General features: G+C 55.9%; 23 protein-coding genes and 1 pseudogene. 8 read left to right on the top strand and 16 right to left on the bottom strand.

All coding sequences use genetic code 11. The features are described 5' to 3' along the window. The 3 genes from ACZ1HM_RS00120 to ACZ1HM_RS00110 form a co-directional block, all read left to right on the top strand. On the top strand, positions 1-636 hold a 636-nt coding region (locus ACZ1HM_RS00120), incomplete at its 5' end, for a DUF5131 family protein (RefSeq protein ID WP_472740361.1). Further along, positions 603-1,211: a three-Cys-motif partner protein TcmP gene (tcmP, locus tag ACZ1HM_RS00115; protein ID WP_472740359.1), complete on the top strand. Its 609-nt coding sequence runs from the start codon at positions 603-605 to the stop codon at positions 1,209-1,211. The genes ACZ1HM_RS00120 and tcmP, both read left to right, overlap by 34 nt. Further along, positions 1,199-1,537 (top strand): hypothetical protein, encoded by a 339-nt coding sequence (locus tag ACZ1HM_RS00110; RefSeq protein WP_472740357.1) that lies wholly within the window; start codon positions 1,199-1,201, stop codon positions 1,535-1,537. Before tcmP ends, ACZ1HM_RS00110 begins: the two co-directional genes overlap by 13 nt. Before the next feature lie 81 nt (positions 1,538-1,618). On the opposite strand, the gene ACZ1HM_RS00105 is transcribed toward ACZ1HM_RS00110, so the two are convergent. The 14 genes and pseudogenes from ACZ1HM_RS00105 to ACZ1HM_RS00040 form a co-directional block, all read right to left on the bottom strand. Continuing rightward, positions 1,619-2,053, bottom strand: coding sequence for a DUF488 domain-containing protein (locus tag ACZ1HM_RS00105; RefSeq protein WP_113913525.1), 435 nt, complete (start codon positions 2,051-2,053; stop codon positions 1,619-1,621). A gap of 18 nt (positions 2,054-2,071) precedes the next feature. Further along, positions 2,072-2,659: a DUF488 domain-containing protein gene (locus tag ACZ1HM_RS00100; protein ID WP_162497474.1), complete on the bottom strand. Its 588-nt coding sequence runs from the start codon at positions 2,657-2,659 to the stop codon at positions 2,072-2,074. 12 nt (positions 2,660-2,671) lie between these two features. Then, entirely contained in the window at positions 2,672-3,391 is a 720-nt protein-coding gene (locus tag ACZ1HM_RS00095) for a dual OB domain-containing protein (protein ID WP_472740355.1), read from the bottom strand. 163 nt (positions 3,392-3,554) lie between these two features. Beyond that, positions 3,555-4,007, bottom strand: a complete 453-nt coding sequence (locus tag ACZ1HM_RS00090) for a hypothetical protein (RefSeq protein ID WP_472740353.1) — start codon at positions 4,005-4,007, stop codon at positions 3,555-3,557. 214 nt (positions 4,008-4,221) lie between these two features. After that, positions 4,222-6,066, bottom strand: a complete 1,845-nt coding sequence (locus ACZ1HM_RS00085) for an ATP-binding protein (RefSeq protein WP_203228100.1) — start codon at positions 6,064-6,066, stop codon at positions 4,222-4,224. Between the two features lie 195 nt (positions 6,067-6,261). Beyond that, on the bottom strand, positions 6,262-7,596 hold the full coding sequence (locus tag ACZ1HM_RS00080; RefSeq protein ID WP_113913523.1) for an MvaI/BcnI family restriction endonuclease: 1,335 nt from the start codon (positions 7,594-7,596) through the stop codon (positions 6,262-6,264). Beyond that, entirely contained in the window at positions 7,577-7,975 is a 399-nt protein-coding gene (locus ACZ1HM_RS00075; protein WP_472740351.1) for a very short patch repair endonuclease, read from the bottom strand. Before ACZ1HM_RS00075 ends, ACZ1HM_RS00080 begins: the two co-directional genes overlap by 20 nt. Positions 7,976-8,041: 66 nt before the next feature. Next, positions 8,042-9,262, bottom strand: coding sequence for a DNA (cytosine-5-)-methyltransferase (dcm, locus tag ACZ1HM_RS00070; protein ID WP_472740349.1), 1,221 nt, complete (start codon positions 9,260-9,262; stop codon positions 8,042-8,044). Positions 9,263-9,628: 366 nt separating this feature from the next. Next, on the bottom strand, positions 9,629-10,297 hold the full coding sequence (locus ACZ1HM_RS00065; RefSeq protein ID WP_472740347.1) for a ParA family protein: 669 nt from the start codon (positions 10,295-10,297) through the stop codon (positions 9,629-9,631). Positions 10,298-10,447: 150 nt separating this feature from the next. Further along, entirely contained in the window at positions 10,448-11,443 is a 996-nt protein-coding gene (locus ACZ1HM_RS00060; RefSeq protein ID WP_238987563.1) for a replication initiator protein A, read from the bottom strand. Between the two features lie 478 nt (positions 11,444-11,921). Next, entirely contained in the window at positions 11,922-12,320 is a 399-nt protein-coding gene (locus ACZ1HM_RS00055; protein ID WP_238987562.1) for a hypothetical protein, read from the bottom strand. Positions 12,321-12,338: 18 nt separating this feature from the next. Next, entirely contained in the window at positions 12,339-12,785 is a 447-nt protein-coding gene (locus tag ACZ1HM_RS00050) for a type IV secretory system conjugative DNA transfer family protein (RefSeq protein ID WP_472740345.1), read from the bottom strand. Between the two features lie 145 nt (positions 12,786-12,930). After that, positions 12,931-13,770 (bottom strand): annotated as a pseudogene (locus ACZ1HM_RS00045) (type IV secretory system conjugative DNA transfer family protein); the annotation flags it as partial. A gap of 242 nt (positions 13,771-14,012) precedes the next feature. Further along, positions 14,013-14,354: a hypothetical protein gene (locus ACZ1HM_RS00040; protein WP_472740343.1), complete on the bottom strand. Its 342-nt coding sequence runs from the start codon at positions 14,352-14,354 to the stop codon at positions 14,013-14,015. 586 nt (positions 14,355-14,940) lie between these two features. Between ACZ1HM_RS00040 and mobQ the strand changes: the two genes are divergently transcribed. After that, entirely contained in the window at positions 14,941-16,230 is a 1,290-nt protein-coding gene (gene mobQ, locus ACZ1HM_RS00035; protein WP_472740341.1) for a MobQ family relaxase, read from the top strand. Here the strand turns inward: mobQ and ACZ1HM_RS00030 are convergent. Then, positions 16,220-16,558, bottom strand: a complete 339-nt coding sequence (locus tag ACZ1HM_RS00030) for a hypothetical protein (protein WP_065334475.1) — start codon at positions 16,556-16,558, stop codon at positions 16,220-16,222. The two genes, mobQ and ACZ1HM_RS00030, sit on opposite strands and share 11 nt — an antisense overlap. Positions 16,559-17,047: 489 nt before the next feature. Here ACZ1HM_RS00030 and ACZ1HM_RS00025 point away from each other — a divergent pair, with 489 nt between their 5' ends. Next, the gene (locus ACZ1HM_RS00025; RefSeq protein WP_472740339.1) at positions 17,048-17,932 is read left to right on the top strand and encodes an ArdC family protein; all 885 of its coding nucleotides are present in this window, start codon (positions 17,048-17,050) and stop codon (positions 17,930-17,932) included. Between the two features lie 182 nt (positions 17,933-18,114). On the opposite strand, the gene ACZ1HM_RS00020 is transcribed toward ACZ1HM_RS00025, so the two are convergent. Beyond that, entirely contained in the window at positions 18,115-18,573 is a 459-nt protein-coding gene (locus ACZ1HM_RS00020) for a hypothetical protein (RefSeq protein WP_113913515.1), read from the bottom strand. Positions 18,574-18,793: 220 nt separating this feature from the next. Between ACZ1HM_RS00020 and ACZ1HM_RS00015 the strand changes: the two genes are divergently transcribed. The 3 genes from ACZ1HM_RS00015 to ACZ1HM_RS00005 all read left to right on the top strand — a co-directional run. After that, entirely contained in the window at positions 18,794-19,591 is a 798-nt protein-coding gene (locus ACZ1HM_RS00015) for a uracil-DNA glycosylase family protein (protein ID WP_472740337.1), read from the top strand. 136 nt (positions 19,592-19,727) lie between these two features. Then, entirely contained in the window at positions 19,728-20,267 is a 540-nt protein-coding gene (locus ACZ1HM_RS00010; RefSeq protein ID WP_472740335.1) for a recombinase family protein, read from the top strand. Positions 20,268-20,344: 77 nt separating this feature from the next. Then, positions 20,345-20,530, top strand: a 186-nt coding sequence (locus ACZ1HM_RS00005; RefSeq protein WP_472740333.1) for a DUF5131 family protein, incomplete at its 3' end; no start/stop codon positions are given.

The raw sequence follows: 20,530 nt of genomic DNA, 5'->3' as shown, positions 1-20,530 counted from the left end.
TGGAACAAGGATGCTGAAGGGGCCACAAACCGCCCTCGAGTATTTTGCGCCTCGATGGCAGATGTTTTTGAAGATCGGCCTGAGTTGATTGAACCACGAGACCGCCTATTTGACCTCATAGAAATGACGCCTCATCTAGATTGGCTTCTGTTGACGAAGCGCCCCCAAAATGTCCGGGAACTGGCACGGTGGGATCAAGAGTGGCCGCATAACGTGTGGCTCGGCACGACCGTCGAACTACAAACCCGCGCTGATGAGTTGCTCCCCTACCTGGCAGAAATTCCTGCAAAAGTGAGATTCATTTCAGCTGAACCACTTCTTGGTCCGCTTGATATTGATGCCTGGTTGGATTCGACAATTGATTGGGTAATCACAGGGGGCGAAAGCGGACCGAAGGCTCGGCCCGCTTCTCCCGCGTGGTTCCGAGAGCTTCATCGTCAGTGCATGGAAAACTCCGTTGCTTTTCATTTTAAGCAATGGGGGGATTGGGGGCCAGGCGATGGAACAAACCTACCGGCCAAGAAAAGACAATTGGCGCAAGATGGAACTGAAATGCTACGGCTGGGAAAGAAGCAAGCCGGGCGCATACTTGATGGAGCTGAGTGGGACCAATTACCAAAACGCCGAGTACTGTAGCATCTCAGAATAGTTTATTTGGCGATGGTCTGACTGACGCTAAAGTGCCACGCCATCCTTCGGTATTGGCGGTGTCCAGTCGTGGTTTTGATAAGCAGCTACCGCCACCAAATCAGACAAACTCCAAATCGAAATTGATCGCCGAGTATATCGAACGGTTCCAGCTCGTGACCAAGGGCGGGTTATTTATCGACGGCTTTGCCGCTCCCCAAAGCCGTAACCATCCTGAAGCATGGACAGCGCGGCGCGTGCTGGAACTGGAGCCCAAGCGACTGCGGCGGTTTTGGTTATGTGAACTCGACCCTAGTGGCGCTGAGCAGCTCCGCACCTTGAAGAAGGATCACAATCGACAGCCACGATTCAGACATGTGTCTGTTATGGAGGGTGATTTTAATCAAACGGTTGATGATATTCTCGCTTCGAGACGGATCAAACCGACAGCTGCTACGTTCGCGTTTCTTGATCAGCGTAATATGGAATGCCACTGGGAGACCGTCCAGAAGCTTGCACAGTTCAAGCGAAAAAGATCGAGATCATGTATTTTCTTGGGACGAGTTGGTCCATGCGTTCCTTGAAGAGCGCCTCACGGCCCGAGAAATTTCAGGAGATCGAAAAATGGTGGGGACGTTCAGACTGGCGAGGCCTCATTGAAGTGCAGCAAAGTAGTCTGCCCTTGGTGTTTGCTGACCGATTCACGAAAGAATTAGGCTATGGCTATGTGAACATTTATCCAATTCTGTTGAAGGAAAACGGCACGAAAGTCGCCTTTCACCTTATTCATGCGAGCGATCACCCACAGGCTCCAGTGCTCATGACAAGGGCGTATCGAAAAGTATGCGGGGAGATAGCCAATTCGCCTGCTGATAACCAAATGGACTTGCTGACTTGGAAGCAGCCTTAGTCGCATAATTCAAGACTAATATTTTATTCCGAGGGCCATCAAGTAAGCGGGTTGATCACGTTACACTACACTTACTTATGACTAGAGATGCACTATCTCAACGTCCGTTCTGGCTTGCGCGAGGTAGTTGGCCGCGAGCCGACGGTGACAATGTTCGGGAGTCGCTTCGCTGCACAAAAGGCAGCCTTCGTGCATTTGATCCATGTCAAAATGCTGTTCAACCCTTCTGGAAGAAAGAAGCTCCAAGTAGCGGCGCTCATATTCTCCCCAGCCAATTTCATTTTTTCTGAATGCTGACAATATATCTGCAGTCGGAGCCAGAAGCGCGTCCACAGAATAGTTGATCCCGCCAATCTGCGAAAGAAAGAAATCTAGATCCTTTTGCTTAGCAAACCCCGAAAGCTGGGAGGTTCGATTTAAGCGAGTGTCGTATACGTGTTTAACGCCCGCCGTGTTCAGTCGGCCAAAAAAATCTTTAGCAGTGCTCTTCGTGAACCCAATCGTAAATATTTTCATAGGTTTTCCGTTCTCCCATCAGCGTTCACGATAAGCGATCCCGGCTGCTTGCTTACTATATGCCTCAACAACTGCCTTGTCCCAATCCCCGGGTCGCTGAAGTAAAGGAGGTGGGGTCAGTCCATGAAATTGAACAAGACGCTGCTCAAACTGAGCTTGATTCTCTACTCTTCCGTCCGTGTGGATATGTGAGATGTCCTCACGCAGGTCCGGCAAATTGTAGCATACAAGGACTGCGCGATGGCACTCTATGGGGTCTTTTTCTGAACAGACCAAGGCTAGATTCAATTTTTGCGCACCTAATCGGAGGCGATCCAAACCATCATTGAAAAAGTCGGTTTGTGCAATCCGATCATACGTAGCCTGTCCAGAAGCATAACAGCTTCGGTCCTTTGGGCGGGCGCCAAGCTGGTCGCCAAAAAATGCGTATTTGATGTTAGCTGCATTTAGGTGTTTTCGAAGTGGTCCACGGGAGAAATCTGGCTTGTAGTGAGAATATGGTGTTGATCTCACGTCGCAGACGACGTCCACGCCGTTCTGTGAGAGCAATTTCACAAATCCTTCGACTTCTTGCCCAGAATATCCAATTGTAAAAATCTGCCCCACGAAAATGAACCCTTAGTTTGGTAGAATGATGCCGTTGAGCTGCAGGTAGCACCGTTTGGGATCAAACCCTTGATCTCCACCATCCCATGACCGAGCCAGACCTAACCTCAAGATAACATCTTGCCAACCTGCACTTGTCAGTCTGGCAGAAAGCGACTGTGTTCCTGCGTCTGCGTCCCCTTTGTTCTTCGTCTGAAGCTCAGTTACAGGCAAATTATGCCATGTTTTCCATCTGTCCTGATAAGAAACCTGTGTTTTCCCATAGAACGTGGTGGCCCTTAGTTTTTGAGCGCGGATTGAGATGCTTCCTAGTGACCGACATTCGCTATCCGCCAAGGCATATTTCCCCTCTACTAAGTTGCCACCAAAAATATCTTCTAGGGACTGATCGGACGTTTCAGCACATGCAGCATACAGCTCGGCAGCTGAGGCATCTCCTTGTTTACCTACTCTCGCCACACGGAAATCTTCGCTGGCATGAGGGTAGCTCGAATTTCCAGCCTTAGCAGCAGCCAAAGAAATGACATTTCCAACAACAAGGTACCCACCTCCGACCCATTTTTCCTCGGGCCAGTTGTGGCCGCTCGGCTGAAGGGGGCGAACCATTACACCAGAATGGATGTCGAGTCCGGCAACGCAGACCTGACCCCCGGTCATACGGGTCACTTCCGTGACCAAAACTTGTTTGTTTTCTGTGGGAGGGAATTTTTGTTGTAGTTTTTTGAGAGACATAATTTACCCTTAAAAATCAGCTGATTAAACGAATATTCTGAACGAGTTTTCCGGGCTTGGTCACTACGAATGAAATCGCTAGAGCAAGGCGCGGTTAGTTCGAGCAGGCAGTGTATAGTATGGGGCCTAAGTGCTTTGACAACGCTCAGATCCCATATCGCTACTATTGAGGTAATAAGTTACGCGCGCTCATGCGGATGCGTGAAACGCGTTTTCTTATCGCGGAAGTTTCAGCGTTCATTTTGCCTGCAAGCTCGCCATAGGTTGCACCAGCAGCCACGTTCTTCATCAAATTGTAGTCGGCATCACCCATCGCGGCGCACAAGAAAACAAGTTCCGAACATGTTTCATAGTTGGCAGTTGGGTCTACGGTGTCTGACTGCCACGTAAGTGGCTGAAGACGAAGCAGACGTGCGCGATGACGGTTCTTGCGAGCGCCAGATTGAATGCGACGCTCGGTATCCGAACGATCAATGTGTTCTCCAGATTCAATATCTCCCAATGTATTACTGAGAGCGGCTTCTAGCCCCCAGTGACGGTCATTAATTGTTGTGGAATTTTTTAGCTCATCTTGAGCGCGGGCATACTCTGCCCAATAGACCTGTTGGTCCTTCATGGTTAGTACCTCATTGTTTGTGCGATCCGTGTGGTATCGCAAGGTTTGAAAAACTGACGTTCGAAGGGGGTTTCGCAATTACAGACGCTGTGCTGTATTTGCGACGTTCACCATCGTTGGTTCAGTCTTGTGAGTTGAACTATATCAGAAAAACAGAGTCTACTCAACTATAAGGAGACGGCGGCGATCTATTGTGACCGCCACCGTCGGTTTTTTACGCAGTAAGTTGGATTCGAAGAGTTTCGGACCACTCTCGCTGAAGCGTTTCTAACGTTCGTTGTGCATCCTCATTTTCCAATGAAAGTGCTGATTGTGTACGAGCAAGGGAAAGTAGTAGCAGCTCAAGCGCCACCAGCGGCCCAGTCTGTTCACGCACATGCTTAGCACCATTGTTCTCGTCAGCTTCGAGGCCCTCGCTGCCATCCAACTTTCGGATAGGGTCATAGAGTTCTGAGAAAAACGGGTGAGCTGTATTGATGGAGAGGATCACGCGTCCAAACCGATGCTCAGCGCGATAAAATGGCCAGTATTCATCATGGACATATTGAATGAGGTACCTAGATGACTTTACCCGTTGAAATGCGTCCTCATCAGTCTCGTTCGCGCGTTTCAGTGAGATTGCCAGCGTTCTAAGATTGTCCTCTAGTTGCTGTTCTTCTTCTGCGCTCAGTGAAAAAGATCGGCTTTGATGCGGATCGGCCGCTGTAGCCTTGTTCTCGCTGGCGGAAGGCTTTGAAGCCTCTGCGTTTGTGCGCTGTGCGCTCTGAAAACGCCTAATCTCACTAATGACAGTACTGATGTCATCACCAATTCCTCTCTTGATGGCATCCTTGACGTAACCCTTTGGGCGAACACCTTGCTTATTCGCAGCGACACCAAATGCCTCATCCAGCTCACCTGGAAAATCGATCTGGACTCGAAACCAATGTGTAATTGAATGACGAGTTGTGAGTTCCGGCATCCGATCCGCAAACAGTTCTCTGCCATTCCTGAGAATTGAGACTGTCTGACCGTTAAAAACATGCAGGTCGTTTCGCAGGGTCTTCGTAGGCAGATGATACCATTCCTCGATGGGTAGCTTGAAGAGGCTGATTTTTATCTGTGCCGTCTCGCTGTCTTTGTTGTCGTGGATCGGCACATCAATCAGCTTGGCGGTAACAAGTTTGCTGCCTTTGGCGTCCGTATCTTCTAGGAACTGCCGATGTCGGGCGTTGGCCATCGAGTACGTCGGATCAAATGCTGTAACACGCCTGTTGTTGATAAAGAGCCGAAGTCCGTCTCCGATTGCCCGACGATAGACACGCGCCATCTCTTTTGTTGCGTGATCCACAAGCGTATTTGCCTTCGCGTAGCTCAGACGATCACAGCTTGGCATGAAGACAATGGTGCCCGAACGCCCTAGAGCTTCGTCTAGATCACCTTTCAGATCGGCCAGTAACTCTTGTTGGTTTCGATCTTTTGGAACGGACATCGGCTTCTGGATCATGTCTGCAACATCATCTGGTAGTTCATCGAGCAGCTCGGGATCGGGCAAAAGCACAGCGTTGGAGCGTTCCCGGCCAATTGCTTCCACATCAAGTGCGATGTTGTAAAAAGCTCGAGGCTCTTGCCACGAGTAGAACTCAACCAATGGGCTCATACTCAGTGCGGCTGTCTTCATACCCATGCCAAAACGCCCGATGCCCGAACGATTATTAAAATTCATGGACCCACCGAAGGCCATAGCCACCTTCAATACGTTTGGTGCCATGCCACGTCCGTCATCTAGGACCGCAACATCCGTCCTGTACGAGCCTGGCTTTCCAGTTTGGCGAAAGTATATCCGCACCTCGGTCGCGTTTGCTTGGATCGAATTATCGACGTGCTCACAAAGTGCTGAGGTTGTGTCATTGTATCCTTGGTCACGAAGGGATGAAACTAGAGTTTGGGCGAAAAAGAGTGGGACGTTTGCACCATCCTTCAGGACTCGGTTCATCACGGTTCTACCGCCCTTTGGCGCATCCGCTGCCCAAGTCAGATCATTCTCGTCGGCATTCGAGGTGTCAGTTTCGTTCAACATAATATTCTCCATAGGTTTTCGTGAGCGCTGTGCTGCACGAGAGGTCGAGACATCACTGCCTCAATGATTAGGAGATGAATGCTCAAGAGTGTGACGCCGAACGGCTTCATTTATTACCAAGCAAGCTGAATTTTTGACCACGCCCTGTTCAGGGCTTTGCGATACTGGTCTATTCCAAGCACATCCCAGTCAAACTTAATTGCCGAGAAGATTGGTGATCGATGTCTCTGAGTAGAGGCAAGAAAGAAGGTTATGCCTGATCCGAAACTGACTACGCCGCTTAGTTACTGGCTTACCAGTATCGGCATTCTCCATTTTGATACCAGGGTCATAATACACGGCCCCTCTCGCAAACGCACCCAGCAAGAGAAGCACATCAGTCCCTTGGTTCATTTCGACAACCGGCCCATAACTATACTCTGGGGGAGGAGCACGCATCAGAGACGGCACATAAGCCGCCTTGGCGTGTTTGCGGTTCCAATGTGCCATGATTCCCTTGAACCCCCACGAAGCAGCAATCGTGTCGTCACGAGCAACGAGTACAATCGCTCCATCCACATCCGTGATCTTGCCGGATGCAGGATCAAAGCCGGTCATACGTAATGCTAAATTCGTTTCCGCATGGAAATCTCTGTCATTTGCATAGACGCCACCGAAGTTGATCCGGCCTGCCTTCCCGGCTTTGTCAGCATAGCCAAACCGACGCAGGAAAACTTCCACACCCTTATCTCGGTAGACCCCACCTGTCGGCTCGGGTGTCATCAGCGTAACCGGGCTCTTGGCCGTAAATTTTGTAAAATCACGTACCCCGTACTGTTTGACCTCCCATCCCATGAAATCTGGTTCAGCGTAGCCGTTGGGCGAGATGCCCAGCTCCGCTTCCAGCGTGTAGCCGCCGCCATTACGGGCGCTGTAGGGCTCAGGCACCCCTGCCCTGCCCATCTTCTGCGACGGTATCCAGCCTTTGCCGTGAATGCGGCGCAGGGCCGCCAGCAGGGCCTGCTTCGGATCGGTGCCGCCCTGCCGCACGGTTTCCAGATCGACGAACACGCCTGACAGAGGCAGCGCGTCCGCAACTGCGTCAAACGCCACCGCAACGGGATCATTGTGTGCCACCACATGGCCGATCACACGGCCGTCGGGACTGATGCCGAAGAACAGCACCCTGCCCTCGTCTCTGGACCGCATCAGATTCTTTGGTGCGCGCTCAGCGCCCCGCAGAAAGCCGGACATTCTGACCTCCGGGTATTTCGGGTAAAGGATCAGCTGCGCGTTCGGTGCCTGCGCCAGCCCCTGCACATCTAGCCAGAAGAAGTTCACCTTTGCCTTGGCGCGGTCCCGCACCGATCCGGCTAGGATGCTGCCGTCGTCTTCGATCTCGCCGTGGGGGATGACGTTCAGCGCACCGAAACCGCCGCCAAGGTAGACTTGGTTCTTCGAGTTGTCATTCGGGGCGAGGCGCTTTGCGTAGAATCTGATAGCGCCATGAGAGGCCATCTGGTCGAGCAGTCTATTGAGTGGGTTCGTCAATCCATTGGCCTTCAATGCTTAATTCTTTCGCATCAGAGGACAGCCATGCGGAGAGGGAGTCAATCACATGGGCCAGTGGCAGACGGCCCCTGCCCTTCAGCGCACATTCCCAGACCACGGCCACGCGCCATCCGTCCACTCCAAGCTGGCGGCGCACATCCGCGTCCCGCGTCTGGTTGCGGCCGATCTTGTCCCGCCAGAAGTCTTCGCGGGTTTTTGGCCACCGGAACAGCGGACAATCATGGCCATGCCAGAAGCACCCGTGGACGAAGATCGCAGCATTGTACTTCGGCAGGATCAGATCGGGTTGCCCGGGCAGCTCTTTCACGTGGAGTCTGTACCGGAAGCCCCGCACATGCAGGGCCTTGCGGATGGTCATCTCCGGACGTGTGTCCCCCCCCGGATCGCCGCCATGTTGCGGCTGCGGGTTGCCCGGTCGTGAACGTCAGCCAACGCGTTTCAGGGGCTGAGCCTTGATCAGTTCGGCAATATGCGGCCGCATCACCCGCGCCACTTCGGCGAAAACCGGCACGGCCACAGAGTTACCAAACTGCTTGTAGGCCTGCGTATCGGAGACAGGGATCCGGAAGCTGTCGTTATACCCCATCAGGCGGGCGCATTCCCGTGGTGTCAGGCGGCGCGGGTTGTTGCCCGCGCCCCGGCTCACGAGGATCTCCGAGCCGTCCTTGTAGTACCGCGCCGACAACGTCCGCGATATGCTGTCGCCATCCACAAGCCCGAAGCCGAAGCCGTTGCCCTTGGCCTTATGCTTGGCCGCGTAGCCTTGCAGGTAATTCCAGAGTTTGTCCGACAGCGTGTATTTGCTGCTGACCTCTGCATCCGGCCCCACGGTGAAATGTCCCTCCGGCGCTTCGGTCCCATTCTCTGGGTGCAGGATATCGCGCATCCCCCTGCCCTTCCGGCCGGGCAGAATGACATCATCAAAATCGAAGCCGGTTTTCTCCCGGAACCCAACCATGACGATCCGCTCCCGGTGCTGCGGCACGAAGTTGGCCGCATCGATGATCCGGGTGTGCAGCGTGTAGCCCAGTTCCTCGGTCAGCTTGCGCTTAATCACATCGAAGGTCCGGCCCTTGTCATGGCTTTTGAGGTTCTTCACGTTCTCCAGCAGGAAGGCGGCAGGCCGGTGATGCATCAGGACGCGCAGCACGTCGAAGAACAGCGTGCCTTGCGTTTCGTCATCGAAACCATGCAGACGGCCGAGTGCGTTCTTCTTAGACACACCCGCAATGGAGAACGGCTGGCAGGGAAACCCGGCAACGAGCACATCGTGGTCCGGAATGTCAGCGGCTTCGATCTCGCGGATGTCGCCTTCGATGGGCCGGTTATCAGGGAAGTTGGCATGGTAGGTCGATTGTGCGAAACGGTCCCATTCCGAAGTAAATACACAACGACCACCGGCACTCTCCATCGCTTTGCGGAGACCACCAATTCCAGCAAAGAGATCGATGAAGCTGAAGTCCGTGTTGCCTTGGACGGGTTTTCGAGTGTCCACTTGCATCTTGAGCAGTGTCATAACGCCGTCACGCGGAGCTTCTTCACCGCGCTTCCAGCGATAGACATGTCCTTCGGAATAACCCAGGACTTTGGCAGCCTCTGGTACGCTCCAGCCACTCTGCTGCATAAGCATTTCGAATTCGGTCATCTTGCTCAGTGCCCCTGACATAAGTTAGCTGGGTATTTTTCTGACACTGTGATGTGAAGACTCCCTAAACACAAGAATATTGTGAAAACTTGGGCAAGTCTACGCTATCGAGTAGCCTCGTAATGCTCCCAAATCTGTTCAACCAACTGACCTTGTGTGATGCCAAGGCGCTCAGCTTCTGCGGCTATCGCCTCTCCTACCTTAGGGAATACCTTCGGGTGCAATTGATAAGTCCTTGGACTTGGCTTCCGCCCCGGCTTCTTTCGCGGGGTGCGATCTACGAAGCCCCGAGCCTCACCCACTTCATCAACCTTACGAACTTCTGCTGGCCCTGTATCCTTGGGCCGTGCCGTTAACCCTGCTAATCTATTTGAGCCGCTCATAAACTGCCTCCGTAAATGCTGTGGCGTTCAACAAAGCCTTGTCCACCTTGCCGCCGGTCACAATTTCAGGGTTGTTCAACATCGATGTAAGATCACCGCCATAGGCAAAAAGTTCCGAGAACGCCGCACGAGCTACTAGAGACGGTTCGATCATGTCGATCCCTGCCCCGCGCAATTGGCTTTCGAGTTCTTTTTGTACCCGGCTCTTAACCGCCGCGCTTGTCTTGGTCAGAACTACTGCGTGCCTGATGGTTCGGCTCAGAGCTTCTTCCTCTTCGCGAACAAGCGCTAAGGCCTCCGATCCGATCTCAGCATCCAACGCTGTCGGCTGCATAGGTACGATTACCAAGTCAGCCTGCGAAATCGCGCGGCTGACCAATTGTGAAGCTACACCTTCAAGGTCGACGATCACAATTTTGCCGTCCCCGTCCGCATTCTTGATTGTAGTCACGATCTCAGACCGGCCCACATCACTGTGAAGTGTGACGCCCTTGGGCAATCCGTGGGATGCCCAACGTGTAAGGGACTTGTTCGGGTCACAATCCAAGGCAGTCACATCAGCACCCATTCGAGCGAACTCTGATGCCAGGAGAACGGCACAAGTAGACTTTCCAACTCCGCCCTTGGGGCTCGCCATTACGATGACCGGCATTTAACTGACCTGCATTATTTCTCTTACCGGTAACGTATCCGCAACCGGTTTTAAATTCAACACCAGTTATTTTTCATGTACCCGTATTATTTCCGTTACCGGAATTAAATAAATTACCGGTTTTATTTCCATTACCGGTATTGAATCCAGTTATGGGCGGCCTCTTTTCTCAAACCAGCTTTCACAAAATTTGATGTAGTGCTTAGTCGGGTGTTTTGGCTCTATCTCTTCTCTGCCACACCAACGACGCCACTCATGCTCCAGATGCCGAGTATCCCAGCCAGGAGCAGCTTCCCGCGCAGCATCATACGCATCTGGTTCAAGCCGTCCCTCAAACACGTCTTCTTGTGGGGTAGGGACCGAGCCACGGGAATAGAATACGGCCTGAGTACCCTCAAGACGAAGGCTGTAGTCTGGGATATGGTCGTGAGCGACATCCTCCGCAACGATCTTAGAAATAAGGCGTTTGAACTCTTTGTCCGTTGAGTAAGAGCCGCATTTGTCTTTGAGCTTAGTCAGGCCGATTGCCCAACGCTGCTTATATCCACAGTGCTTACGCGCAATCTCATAAAGACGGCGTTCCAACGGCTTTCGAAGCCGGAAATAGTTCCGGCTGAGCGTAAGAACCTCACGAGCGTTGATGGCATTGAACACCCAGTCCGACAGCTTGACTTCAATTTCCTGCATTCGGCCATCTCGGGTTTCCCGAACGATACGGTAGCGGTCGATCAGGCCGAAGCCGTCTAGCACTTCCGTGTCTGCCGTAGTGATGTTTGTGGCAATGCGAGTCCCGGAAAGTCGTTCAAATGCAGCTCTAAGCTGCTCATAGCCGCGCCCGTCAGTGCCTCTATTCGTTGAGGTAAGTAGGTCAAACGCCTTGAAACGTATCGTTTGATTGACCTCTCGACCATCATTCAAAGCCGCAATCACTTGAGAAATGCAGAAGATCAGGATGTCACGGTCATAGACGGTTGCTAGTCCCTTTACCGAAGGAACAACTTCGACAAACACGTCACCATTCTCATATCGACGAATGTTCTTGTCAGGTTTTGTCGAAATCGAAAACACGGGATGCTCCATTGAAGCCATATCGCCCTTAGGCGCAGCATCAAAGATATCGCAGACGAAGAAATCGCCTTGCTGCATTCGGTCCGGAAGAAGAGGGGACCGTACTTTCGTGTTATTACCCACCATAAGCCCAAAATTCGTGTTATTGCACACCGAGTCAAGTTCTTTCGTGCTAACACACACCGGCAAGCAGAAACGTGCTACTACACACCGTATTTCGTGTTATTGCACACCCTTTAACGTGTTACCACACACCGAAGCTTAAGCTATCATATTGTTTGCAAAGCTAAAATATGACCACAAAAAGTACGTAACACATATATTAACTCATATTTAACACAAGACGGCTGATCCCGATCCATCGCCGAAGTCGCAACAACTTCAACCGATCCGAGAATCATCCCTTTCACTCAACATAAAACACACAAGCATCGACGCCCGTGGTTGTCGTGGTCCAGGAAGCCCCAAGGACAGCGCATGTGGATGCGTTGCTGGCTAAGAAACGAGGAAGCGTCACCGTCAGCACCAAGGCCACAACCAATGCACCCAGACCAAACTAGGGCAGGCGGCTTTTGAGGCGATCCGCTTTCTGTTCTCGTTCGAACACCGCTCGATAGGCTGTGGACCTGTCATCTTCCGATTTGGCCAAGGCCCCGATGGTCTTGTCTGTCTGGACGCCAAGGCGTCTGACAATCTCTGTCATTGCGTCTGCGGTTGCGCCAAGGTGGCTGTCGAGGGTCTGGCCCAGAAGATCCCCGTATTTTTTCGGATTGGTCTGGTCCCGTGCGGCGAAGGCCGCGATCCGCGCTTCCGTCGCGACCTTGATCTGCTTGTCCGCCACGGCGGTCAGATCGTCGATCCTGTCGGACATGCTGGCGACAGCCGTTGCCATGAGATCGAGCGTTTCGCGCAGATCATCGTCGGAGAGGGCAGGGAGGTCGGGTTGGTCTGGCATCGGGAGGCGTCCTTCGGATTACTGGTCCTGCGGGACAAACAGCCCCTTGAACTCGGGATCGGCGTAATAGCGCAGCTTTTGCGCGACGGCGGTGGCTTGCCCCTGCACGCGGAGAAGCTGGTTCTCCGGGCGGAGCTGCATGATTTCATCGGGGGTGAGCAGATCGCGGCCCGTGAGGTTGTTGCTGAAGCTGGGGCCGTCCCCCGGCTTGAAGCTGTCGGTCTGGAACCCGGCAGTTTCCTGGCCGATCATCTGGCTCAGCCACTTGGCTGTCTCAAAATCATTCACTCCGAAGACCTGCTGCACCCCGGCATTGGCAATGAAGGTGCCCGCGCGTTCGCCGTAGAGGTCCTTGAGCTGGCTCATGTCCTGCAGGATTGGCCAGAGCTGTAGCCCGTAGCCCGCCATCAGCCCCATGGCGCGCTCCACGGCCTCCAGACGGCCCAGGGCGGCAAACTCGTCCAAGAGAAACAGCGTGGGCGTCTTGAGGCGCTGTGTGTCCCCCAGAGCGCCAGCAGGGCCACTCCAGGGGCCTCACGGACGCCTCAGCGTCCCGTGCGATGTCCTGAAGGGCCTGAGACACCAGAAGGCGCAGCCAGCGGCTGTAAGCGTCCATCCGGTTCGGTGGCAGCACCAGAAACACCGAAGCGATCCGGTGGCGCAGATCGGAGAAGTGGAAATCCGACCGCGACAGGACTTTGGCGATACGCGGGCTGTCGAGGAAATGGGTGTGGCGCTGTGCGTTGGATAGCACCGAGGCGGCTTCCCGATCCGCCTTACCAAGGAAGCGGTTGGCGGCGCGGGCAATCAGCCCGCCCGCCGCATCGCTGTCCTGCATCAGTTCCAGCAGCGCGCGCAGCTTTTCCGGGGGCAGGGTGAGATATTCCCGGACGGTGGCAAGTGTCCGGCGGTTGCGATCCTCGTGGCAGACGCAGAACATGATCAGACCGCCAAGGATGGCCTTGGCCTCCTCGTTCCAGTGTGCCTCCGTCACCTGTCCCGGCGGGTCCATGACCAGCGCCTCTGTCAGGGAGGCCGCATCCTCGCCCAGATCGAGGCTGTCCGGTGCCAGCCGGTGGAGCGGGTTGTAGGCGGCAGAGGGCATCCCCGAGACCTCAAACGGATCGAGGACATGGACCGTTCCGAACCGCCGCCGGGCTTCCCCGGCGATCCGGGCATTCTCGCCCTTGGGGTCGATGACTAGGACCGAGCGTTCCGCCGCCAGCAGGTTCGGGATGACGGTGCCGACACCTTTCCCGGCCCGTGTCGGGGCGAGGGTGATCAGATGGGCGGGACCGTCATAGCGCAGCAGCCGCCCGGTATGCGGATTGCGCCCGATCAGAAGACCGTCTTCCTGCTGGAGCTTCTTCAGCTCCTTGCGGTTGGCGAAGCGGGCTGAGCCGTGGCTGTCGCCGGTCAGCCCGAAGAAGGCATCGGCTCCGGAGGCCATGCGCCAGTACTGGAACCCGAAGATGCCGCCAACAAAAATGAACGGCCCGAAGATCAGCCACTGCCATGCGCTTTCACCGGGCGGCTGTTCGAAGAAGGCGAAGACGAAGGGCGTGGCCACGAGTGCCCCGAGCATCGCGCCGAACAGGACAGCGCCGATCATCCAGCCCAACAGGATGGGCGTGAAGATCAACCGACCGAAGAACCGGAACAGCCCTCCGAAGACGAGCATCACGCCCCGCATCAGGACGGCGTTTCCGGATCAGAGCTGGACGGTGGGGAAGGCGTCCTCCAGTCCGCGAAGGCCTTGCGGTCCTGTTCGCGGGGCAGGTTGCGGATCAGTCGGTCGAGCATCGCGGCAGCCCCGGAATCCCTCTCGGCCAGATCGAGGAGCGCACCGCCTAGGATCACCTTGCGCCGTGTGTCGAGTTTGCGCTGTCTGGTGCTTTCCCGGTTCTTCAGCGCTTGGAGCCGGGCCTTGGCACTGGGCATATCGTTTCTCGGCGCGCTCAAGTTCTGTTTCTGCCAAATCTCTACCCTCGCCACCAAACGTTCTTGAGGTTGAAGTTGTACTTGCCAGATCAACCGTTAGCGCTTACCCGTAGGCCTGTAAAGGACAAGGGCGCACTTATGCAAACTCTCCACCTGCGGTTCCGAGCTTTGCGTGCGATCTCTCTGGGGCAAAGCCCCGGCCGATGGCCATCCCCTTCGCTGCGTGCCGCCGCGACATGGAAGGGCGCACTGCCCCTTCCAAACCATCCCAGCCCAACCTCAGCGGTTGGATCGCGTCCCGCAAGGTCGCGCCAGCGTCTCGCCCGATGCCCCACGGTGGGGGCCGGTCTGCCGCTGGCGTCTCCCTTGCGGGAGGTTCGTGTCGTCGGACCTGACGGTGCCGACACGAACCGGGTTTGCCCCCGGCAAACCGCCAGTGATCTGTGCCCATATCCCGCCCCCCATGAGGCTGGGGATCTGGGCACAGATCACTGGCAAGCCCGCGCGTCGGAAAGCTGTTGGCTCGCCTCAAGCGGGCTGTCTTTTCCCTCGGACCGCGCCGGTTCCGGGCGCACTCTTGCGGAGAAAAGACGGCTGATCCGGTGGCCAATACAGGGCCATCGGCACGGATCAGCTCCGGCGCGTGCGCGCGTTTGCATCACGGGCGAGGGGAGGGCGCATGGCCAGCTACCACCTCTCTGTGAAGACGATCAAACGCAGCGCCGGGCGCTCTGCCACGGCGGCAGCAGCCTACCGTGTCGGGGAGCGCATCGAGTGCCAGCGCGAAGGGCGTGTCCACGATTACACCCGCAAGCAGGGAATCGAGGAGACCTTCATCTTGGCACCTAAGGACGTGCCGGACTGGGCCTCGGACCGCTCCCGCCTCTGGAACGAGGCCGAGGCCAGCGAGACCCGCCGCAACTCCGTCACCGCCCGCGAATGGGAGCTGGCCCTGCCCTCCGAGATCAGCGCCGAGGCCCGGTCGCAGATCACCCGCGACTTCGCCCAGGAGCTGGTCAGCCGCTACGGCGTGGCCGTCGATGTGGCGATCCATGCGCCCCACCGCGAAGGCGATCAGCGCAACCACCATGCCCATGTTCTGACCTCCACCCGCAAGCTGGAAGCCGGGGGCTTCACAGCCAAAACCCGCGTGCTCGATTCCGCGAAGACCGGCGGTGTCGAGATCGAGCAGATGCGCGGTCTCTGGGCCGAGTTGCAGAACCGCGCGCTGGAGCGTGTCGGGGAGGTCGAGCGCGTCGATCACCGGTCGCTTGAGAAGCAGCGCGAGACGGCGCTGGATCGTGGCGACAAGCTGACGGCTGAGGAGCTGGACCGCGACCCCGAGCTGAAGCTGGGGCCAGCGGCCAATTCCATGGAGCGGCGCGCGAAAGCTGTGGCTGAGCGCCGGGGCCGGGAATACGTCCCGGTCACCGAGCGCGGGGCCGTGGTCCATGCCGCCCGCCGGGCGCGCGCCGCCTTCCGCGAAATGCGTGAGCGGCTGGATATCGCGCGAGAAACCTACGGCATCGAGCGCGAGGCGGGGCAGGGTCGCGTTTCTGCCGGTCTGGCGGCGCTCAGGGCTGCAACTGCAAAAGATCGCGACCGCGACCGAAACCCGGATGACTTCCGGGATCGGCTCGCGCGCGTCGTGGGCCGGTCGCGGGATCAGGACGACATGCCGAAACCGGAAGGCCGCAATTATGCGCGGGAGCGGCTGAAAGAGATCATGGAGAAAGACGCCGGGCGCGATGGCCAGGCGGCGGTTCACAAGCTGGACGGTCACAGCGAGTATGACATGGGCGAGGACAAAGGGCGCGAGGCACGCAAGCCGTCCGTGAACGAGCGACTTAAGGACGTGCTGAACAAGCCGCGTGAGAAGCTGGAAATTGAGGACGAGCGCGACCAGGAGAAGGATCAGGAGGTCGAGAAGGATAGGGACATCGACCGTGATCCAGGTCTCAGTCACTGACGAGGCGATGAGAGGTCGTTTCCCCATTCTTCATGGGAATGCTCGCCTGAGAGAACCCGACACCAACAAGGAATGAAATCACGCCGGTTGCCGTCTTGAATTCGCGCACCCTGATCGCATTCTGCGTCACGCGCGTTCTGGCAGTGACAAGGATTTTCTCCTGCCCATCACTCCCAACCGTCCGCATGATCCACAGGCCGTACCAGCTTGGTCCCTTGCGTTCAGGATCCGCTTTGCACAGCACTTCGACCGTGTGTCCCTCCTCAGCAAGTGCCCGAAGGCCTTGTTCGGTGGTGACGTTTAGTTCGAGGTCAATCGTCTGGTTCATCGCGCATACCAACAGAAACAATGATGGTCGTCTTGTGCCTGAATCTAACGAAGGCATCAATCGTATATTATCGAGTTAGATATGGCTCGATAGAGTTCAGTGATCCCGGCAGTGCGCCGGTATCGCTTTGAGCGATAGACAGGGCAGGGGATCGACGGGCTGACGCCCGCTCACCCCAACCCTGACAGTTTCCAAATCCTGTTGATCCGCCTGCCATCCCGACAGGTCCGAGAAAACCGGCAAGCGCCGCCGTTGGCGTCGGTTCCGGTCGAGAATTCCGGTTCCTCCCACGCGCAGGCGCGCGGTTCCCTCCCAAATTCACGCCCTCCACCCAGTTGTCACGGCCCCGCCAGGCCGCAGGACGGGCTTTGCCCTTACCTGCTCTGCCCTTCGGAATGCATGGGCATTCCAAAGATCAGAACAGGAAGGCCCGCCCATTGGCGGAAAGGGGAGCAGGCCCGGACCGCGTCACTCGAAGGAGGGTCACAAATGACCGCAGAGAAGTTTGACGTTTATTTCCATGTCACCAATCAGATCATCGCGCAGATCGAGGCCGGAACGCCGCCCTGGCGCAAGCCGTGGACCGGTGGCGGGGCATCGGTCAGCTTGCCGGAACGGTTCAACGGCGAAGCCTATCGGGGCATCAACATCCTGATGCTTTGGGCGACAGCGATGTCGAAAGACTACAGCTCAGCCCGCTGGATGACGTTCAATCAGGCCAAGCAGCTTGGGGGCCATGTCCGCAAGGGCGAGAAATCTGCCACGGTCGTGAAATACGGCACCGTCGAGCGCGAGGACGAGAACGGCGAGGAGCGCCAGATCCCCTATGCCAAGGCCTACCGCGTCTTCAATGCCGACCAGATCGAGGGCTTGCCCGCAGAATTCTATATCCTGCCTGATCCGCCCCGTGATCTTGGCACCGTAACCGACCCCGCGTTGGAGGCGTTCTTTGCCGCGACCGGCGCGCAGATCGACAGCACTGAGGAGCCGCGCGCCTATTACAACATCAAGACCGACCGCATCCACATGCCGCCGATCGCAACTTTTCACAGGGCCGCAGGATATTACGGCACCTTGGCGCATGAGCTGACCCACTGGACAGGCGCAACAAAGCGGCTGGACCGCTTGGGCCGGTTCAACGACCGCAAGGCTTACGCGTTCGAGGAGCTGGTCGCTGAAATCGGGAACTGCATGCTTTGCGCGCAGATCGGGTTGGAGTCTGAATTCGACCAGAGCGCGGCCTATGTTGAAGGATGGCTTGAGGCGATGAAGGAAGACAGCCGCGCGATATTCCGCGCTGCGTCGGAGGCGCAGAAAGCCGTGGACTACATCATGGACCGCACCGCGCGGGCCGACCGGATGGCCGCTGAGTAACAGCTCGCACCGCTGAAATGATCAAGGCCCCCGTCAGCTGGCGGGGGCCTTTTTGTGTTTTGACGTGATCGTGGGTGTAGGCGGTTTTAGGGTGACCTGTCGGCGGGCAACCTGAAAGGCCACCCGCCGACAGGCCCGGCGCTTCGCGCGGACGGGCATGGAATGCCCGCAGGGCGATCTAGTTAAGCCCGAATCTGGATTTCAATCTGATCTGGTTGAACCCCCAGAGTCTTGGCCAACATAGACTTCGCCTTCTGTATGGTCAGAGGGCCGTCCAATCCTTCCGCGCTAAAGGTTTCCTCTTCGGTTTCTGAAATTGGGTCCGAAACCAGTTCGATTTCGTCCGCCTCACCAGCGGCAACCTGTCCGAGGCTAACGCGGCTATACGACCACTCAAAGCGGGAAGAACTGCCTCTTCGCCCTACGATAAACTCACCGCAGCCCGCTTCTTCGAGGGCTTTCGCCAATGATACGGCTGCACTTCGGGAAATCCCTAGTCTGGCAGATATTCTTTCGATGCTTGTTGCTGTCGCATCTCGCCGGAGCGATGCGACCCAATCAAACAGTTTCTTGGCGTTGTCATCTCGTTCGTAAAGCGCTTTCACGGCGTCCGCGATTGCTGGTTGGAAATTGTCATTCATATAAAGTCCTTTCAATATAAAGCAGGTCTTATTGCCTGATAAGAACAATATATTGATTATTAGGGCCCTTGTCAAGCATATAAGGGCTTTTAAATGACTTTAAGTCATTTTAATGGAGTTATGAGGTATGATGCTTCTCTATTCGAACCTTGCGATCCAAAACTCCGGTACCAGTAGAATGTGATTCTACTGATAGGGTTTCCGCCTGGGAGGGACGCACGTGAGCCTGCGCGACGACATGCAGCAAGCCTTGGCTGACTGGGCGGCCACCGTCCCGGAAAACTGGCGGGAGGCGATCATTGCCCCCAATCTGGAAGCAGATAAGCTCGTTGGGGCACAGGGCGAAGAAGGCGCTTTTGCGCCCTACCCACCCCTGCATGATGCTGAAGGCGCGAGACATCTGTTTCTCCCGTTCACGGGACTGCTGCCGACCGATGTTCGAGTCGTCCTTATTGGCCAGGACCCGTATACCGAACCTGATAGGGCGACCGGGCGTAGCTTTGAGGACGGTGTCGCGGGACGGATATCGGAAACTACTCGGCCTGCTCTCCGGCGTCTGGTGCAGTCGGCGGTGGCCCTTGGGCTCTTAGGTGGCCCGGAGCCTTGGCGGAATCTTCGTGCGATGTTAGGTGACCCGCCCCCCCAGACAGTCAGATTTTTCGACTGCCTCCAAGAGCAGGGAGTGCTGTTTGTTAACGCCAGCTGGACCTTCACGCACAAGAAGCACCAAAGTGCGCATAAGGAGATCTGGCGGCTTGTGACCGAACACCTCCTGCGACAGATCGCGGCGGCGCAAGGCGGGACTGTTTTCTTGCTGCTCGGTAGAGAAGCGCAAGATGTGTTCCGACGAAGCATTCCGGAACCTGATGACTTTCCGCGTACCGCCTCCATCGCTCACCCGCATCCTACTGCGTATAGGGGGGATACGTACTTCAACGGTGCCAATCCTCTGATCAGCGTGAACCAAGCCCTCCAAGCCATGGGCGAGGCGGAGATCGAATGGTGGCCTTTCCCATGATGGATTCCGCTCAGTTCTGCCACAAACGGTCGTTTTTGGCCGACTTTCCTCCCCGCCTTCAGAACAGGTATTTAGTTGTGACAAAAACCCCCAGCAAAACCTTTGCAGTTCTGGCAGGTTTTTGGCACAGTGAATTATGATTATTGGATATGCCCGCGTCAGCACTGACGATCAGAACCTTGATGCCCAAATCGACGCGCTGACAGCGGCAGGAGCAGGCAAGCTGTTTGCAGACAAGATCAGCGGATCGAAGCGTGAACGGCCCGAACTGGACAAGATGCTCGAGCAGCTTCGCGACGGCGACGTCGTGACCGTAACAAAATATGACCGATTAGCCCGGTCGCTGAAAGACCTTCTGGAGATCGTTGAAACCGTCCGCGAGCGCGGTGCCGGCTTTCGATCTCTGGCCGAGGACATTGACACGACGACGCCGGCTGGCCGACTTGTGTTCCACGTATTCGCATCCATTGCGCAGTTCGAAAGGGAGCGAATTTCAGAACGGACAAAAGAAGGCCTGACGTCAGCTCGCAAGCGCGGCCGTATCGGTGGTAGGCCCCCTGCCCTCACAACTGCGCAGAAGGACGAAGTGCGGCACATGCGAGACGATGAACACCGGGCTGTCCCGGAGATCGCACGCCTGTTCAAAGTCAGCGAAAGGACCGTGCGGCGTGCTTAGGGAAGAGGCATAAATGGTTTCTCTTTCAATCCGAACCGTGTGAAGGTCACCAAAAAGCAAAATTCGTTGAGGTTATCATGGGTGCAAATTCCAAAATTGAATGGACGACACATACGTTCAACCCCTGGTGGGGCTGCACCAAAGTGTCCGAAGCTTGTAAAAACTGTTATGCTGAGGCGTGGTCGAAGCGTGTTGGTCAAAAGGTTTGGGGGCCAAAGGCTGCTAGGCGCACCATGTCTGATGCACATTGGAAACAGCCTATT

Source organism: Sulfitobacter sp. GN1-4 (assembly GCF_055693825.1).
This window is presented reverse-complemented; position numbering and strand designations above follow the sequence as displayed.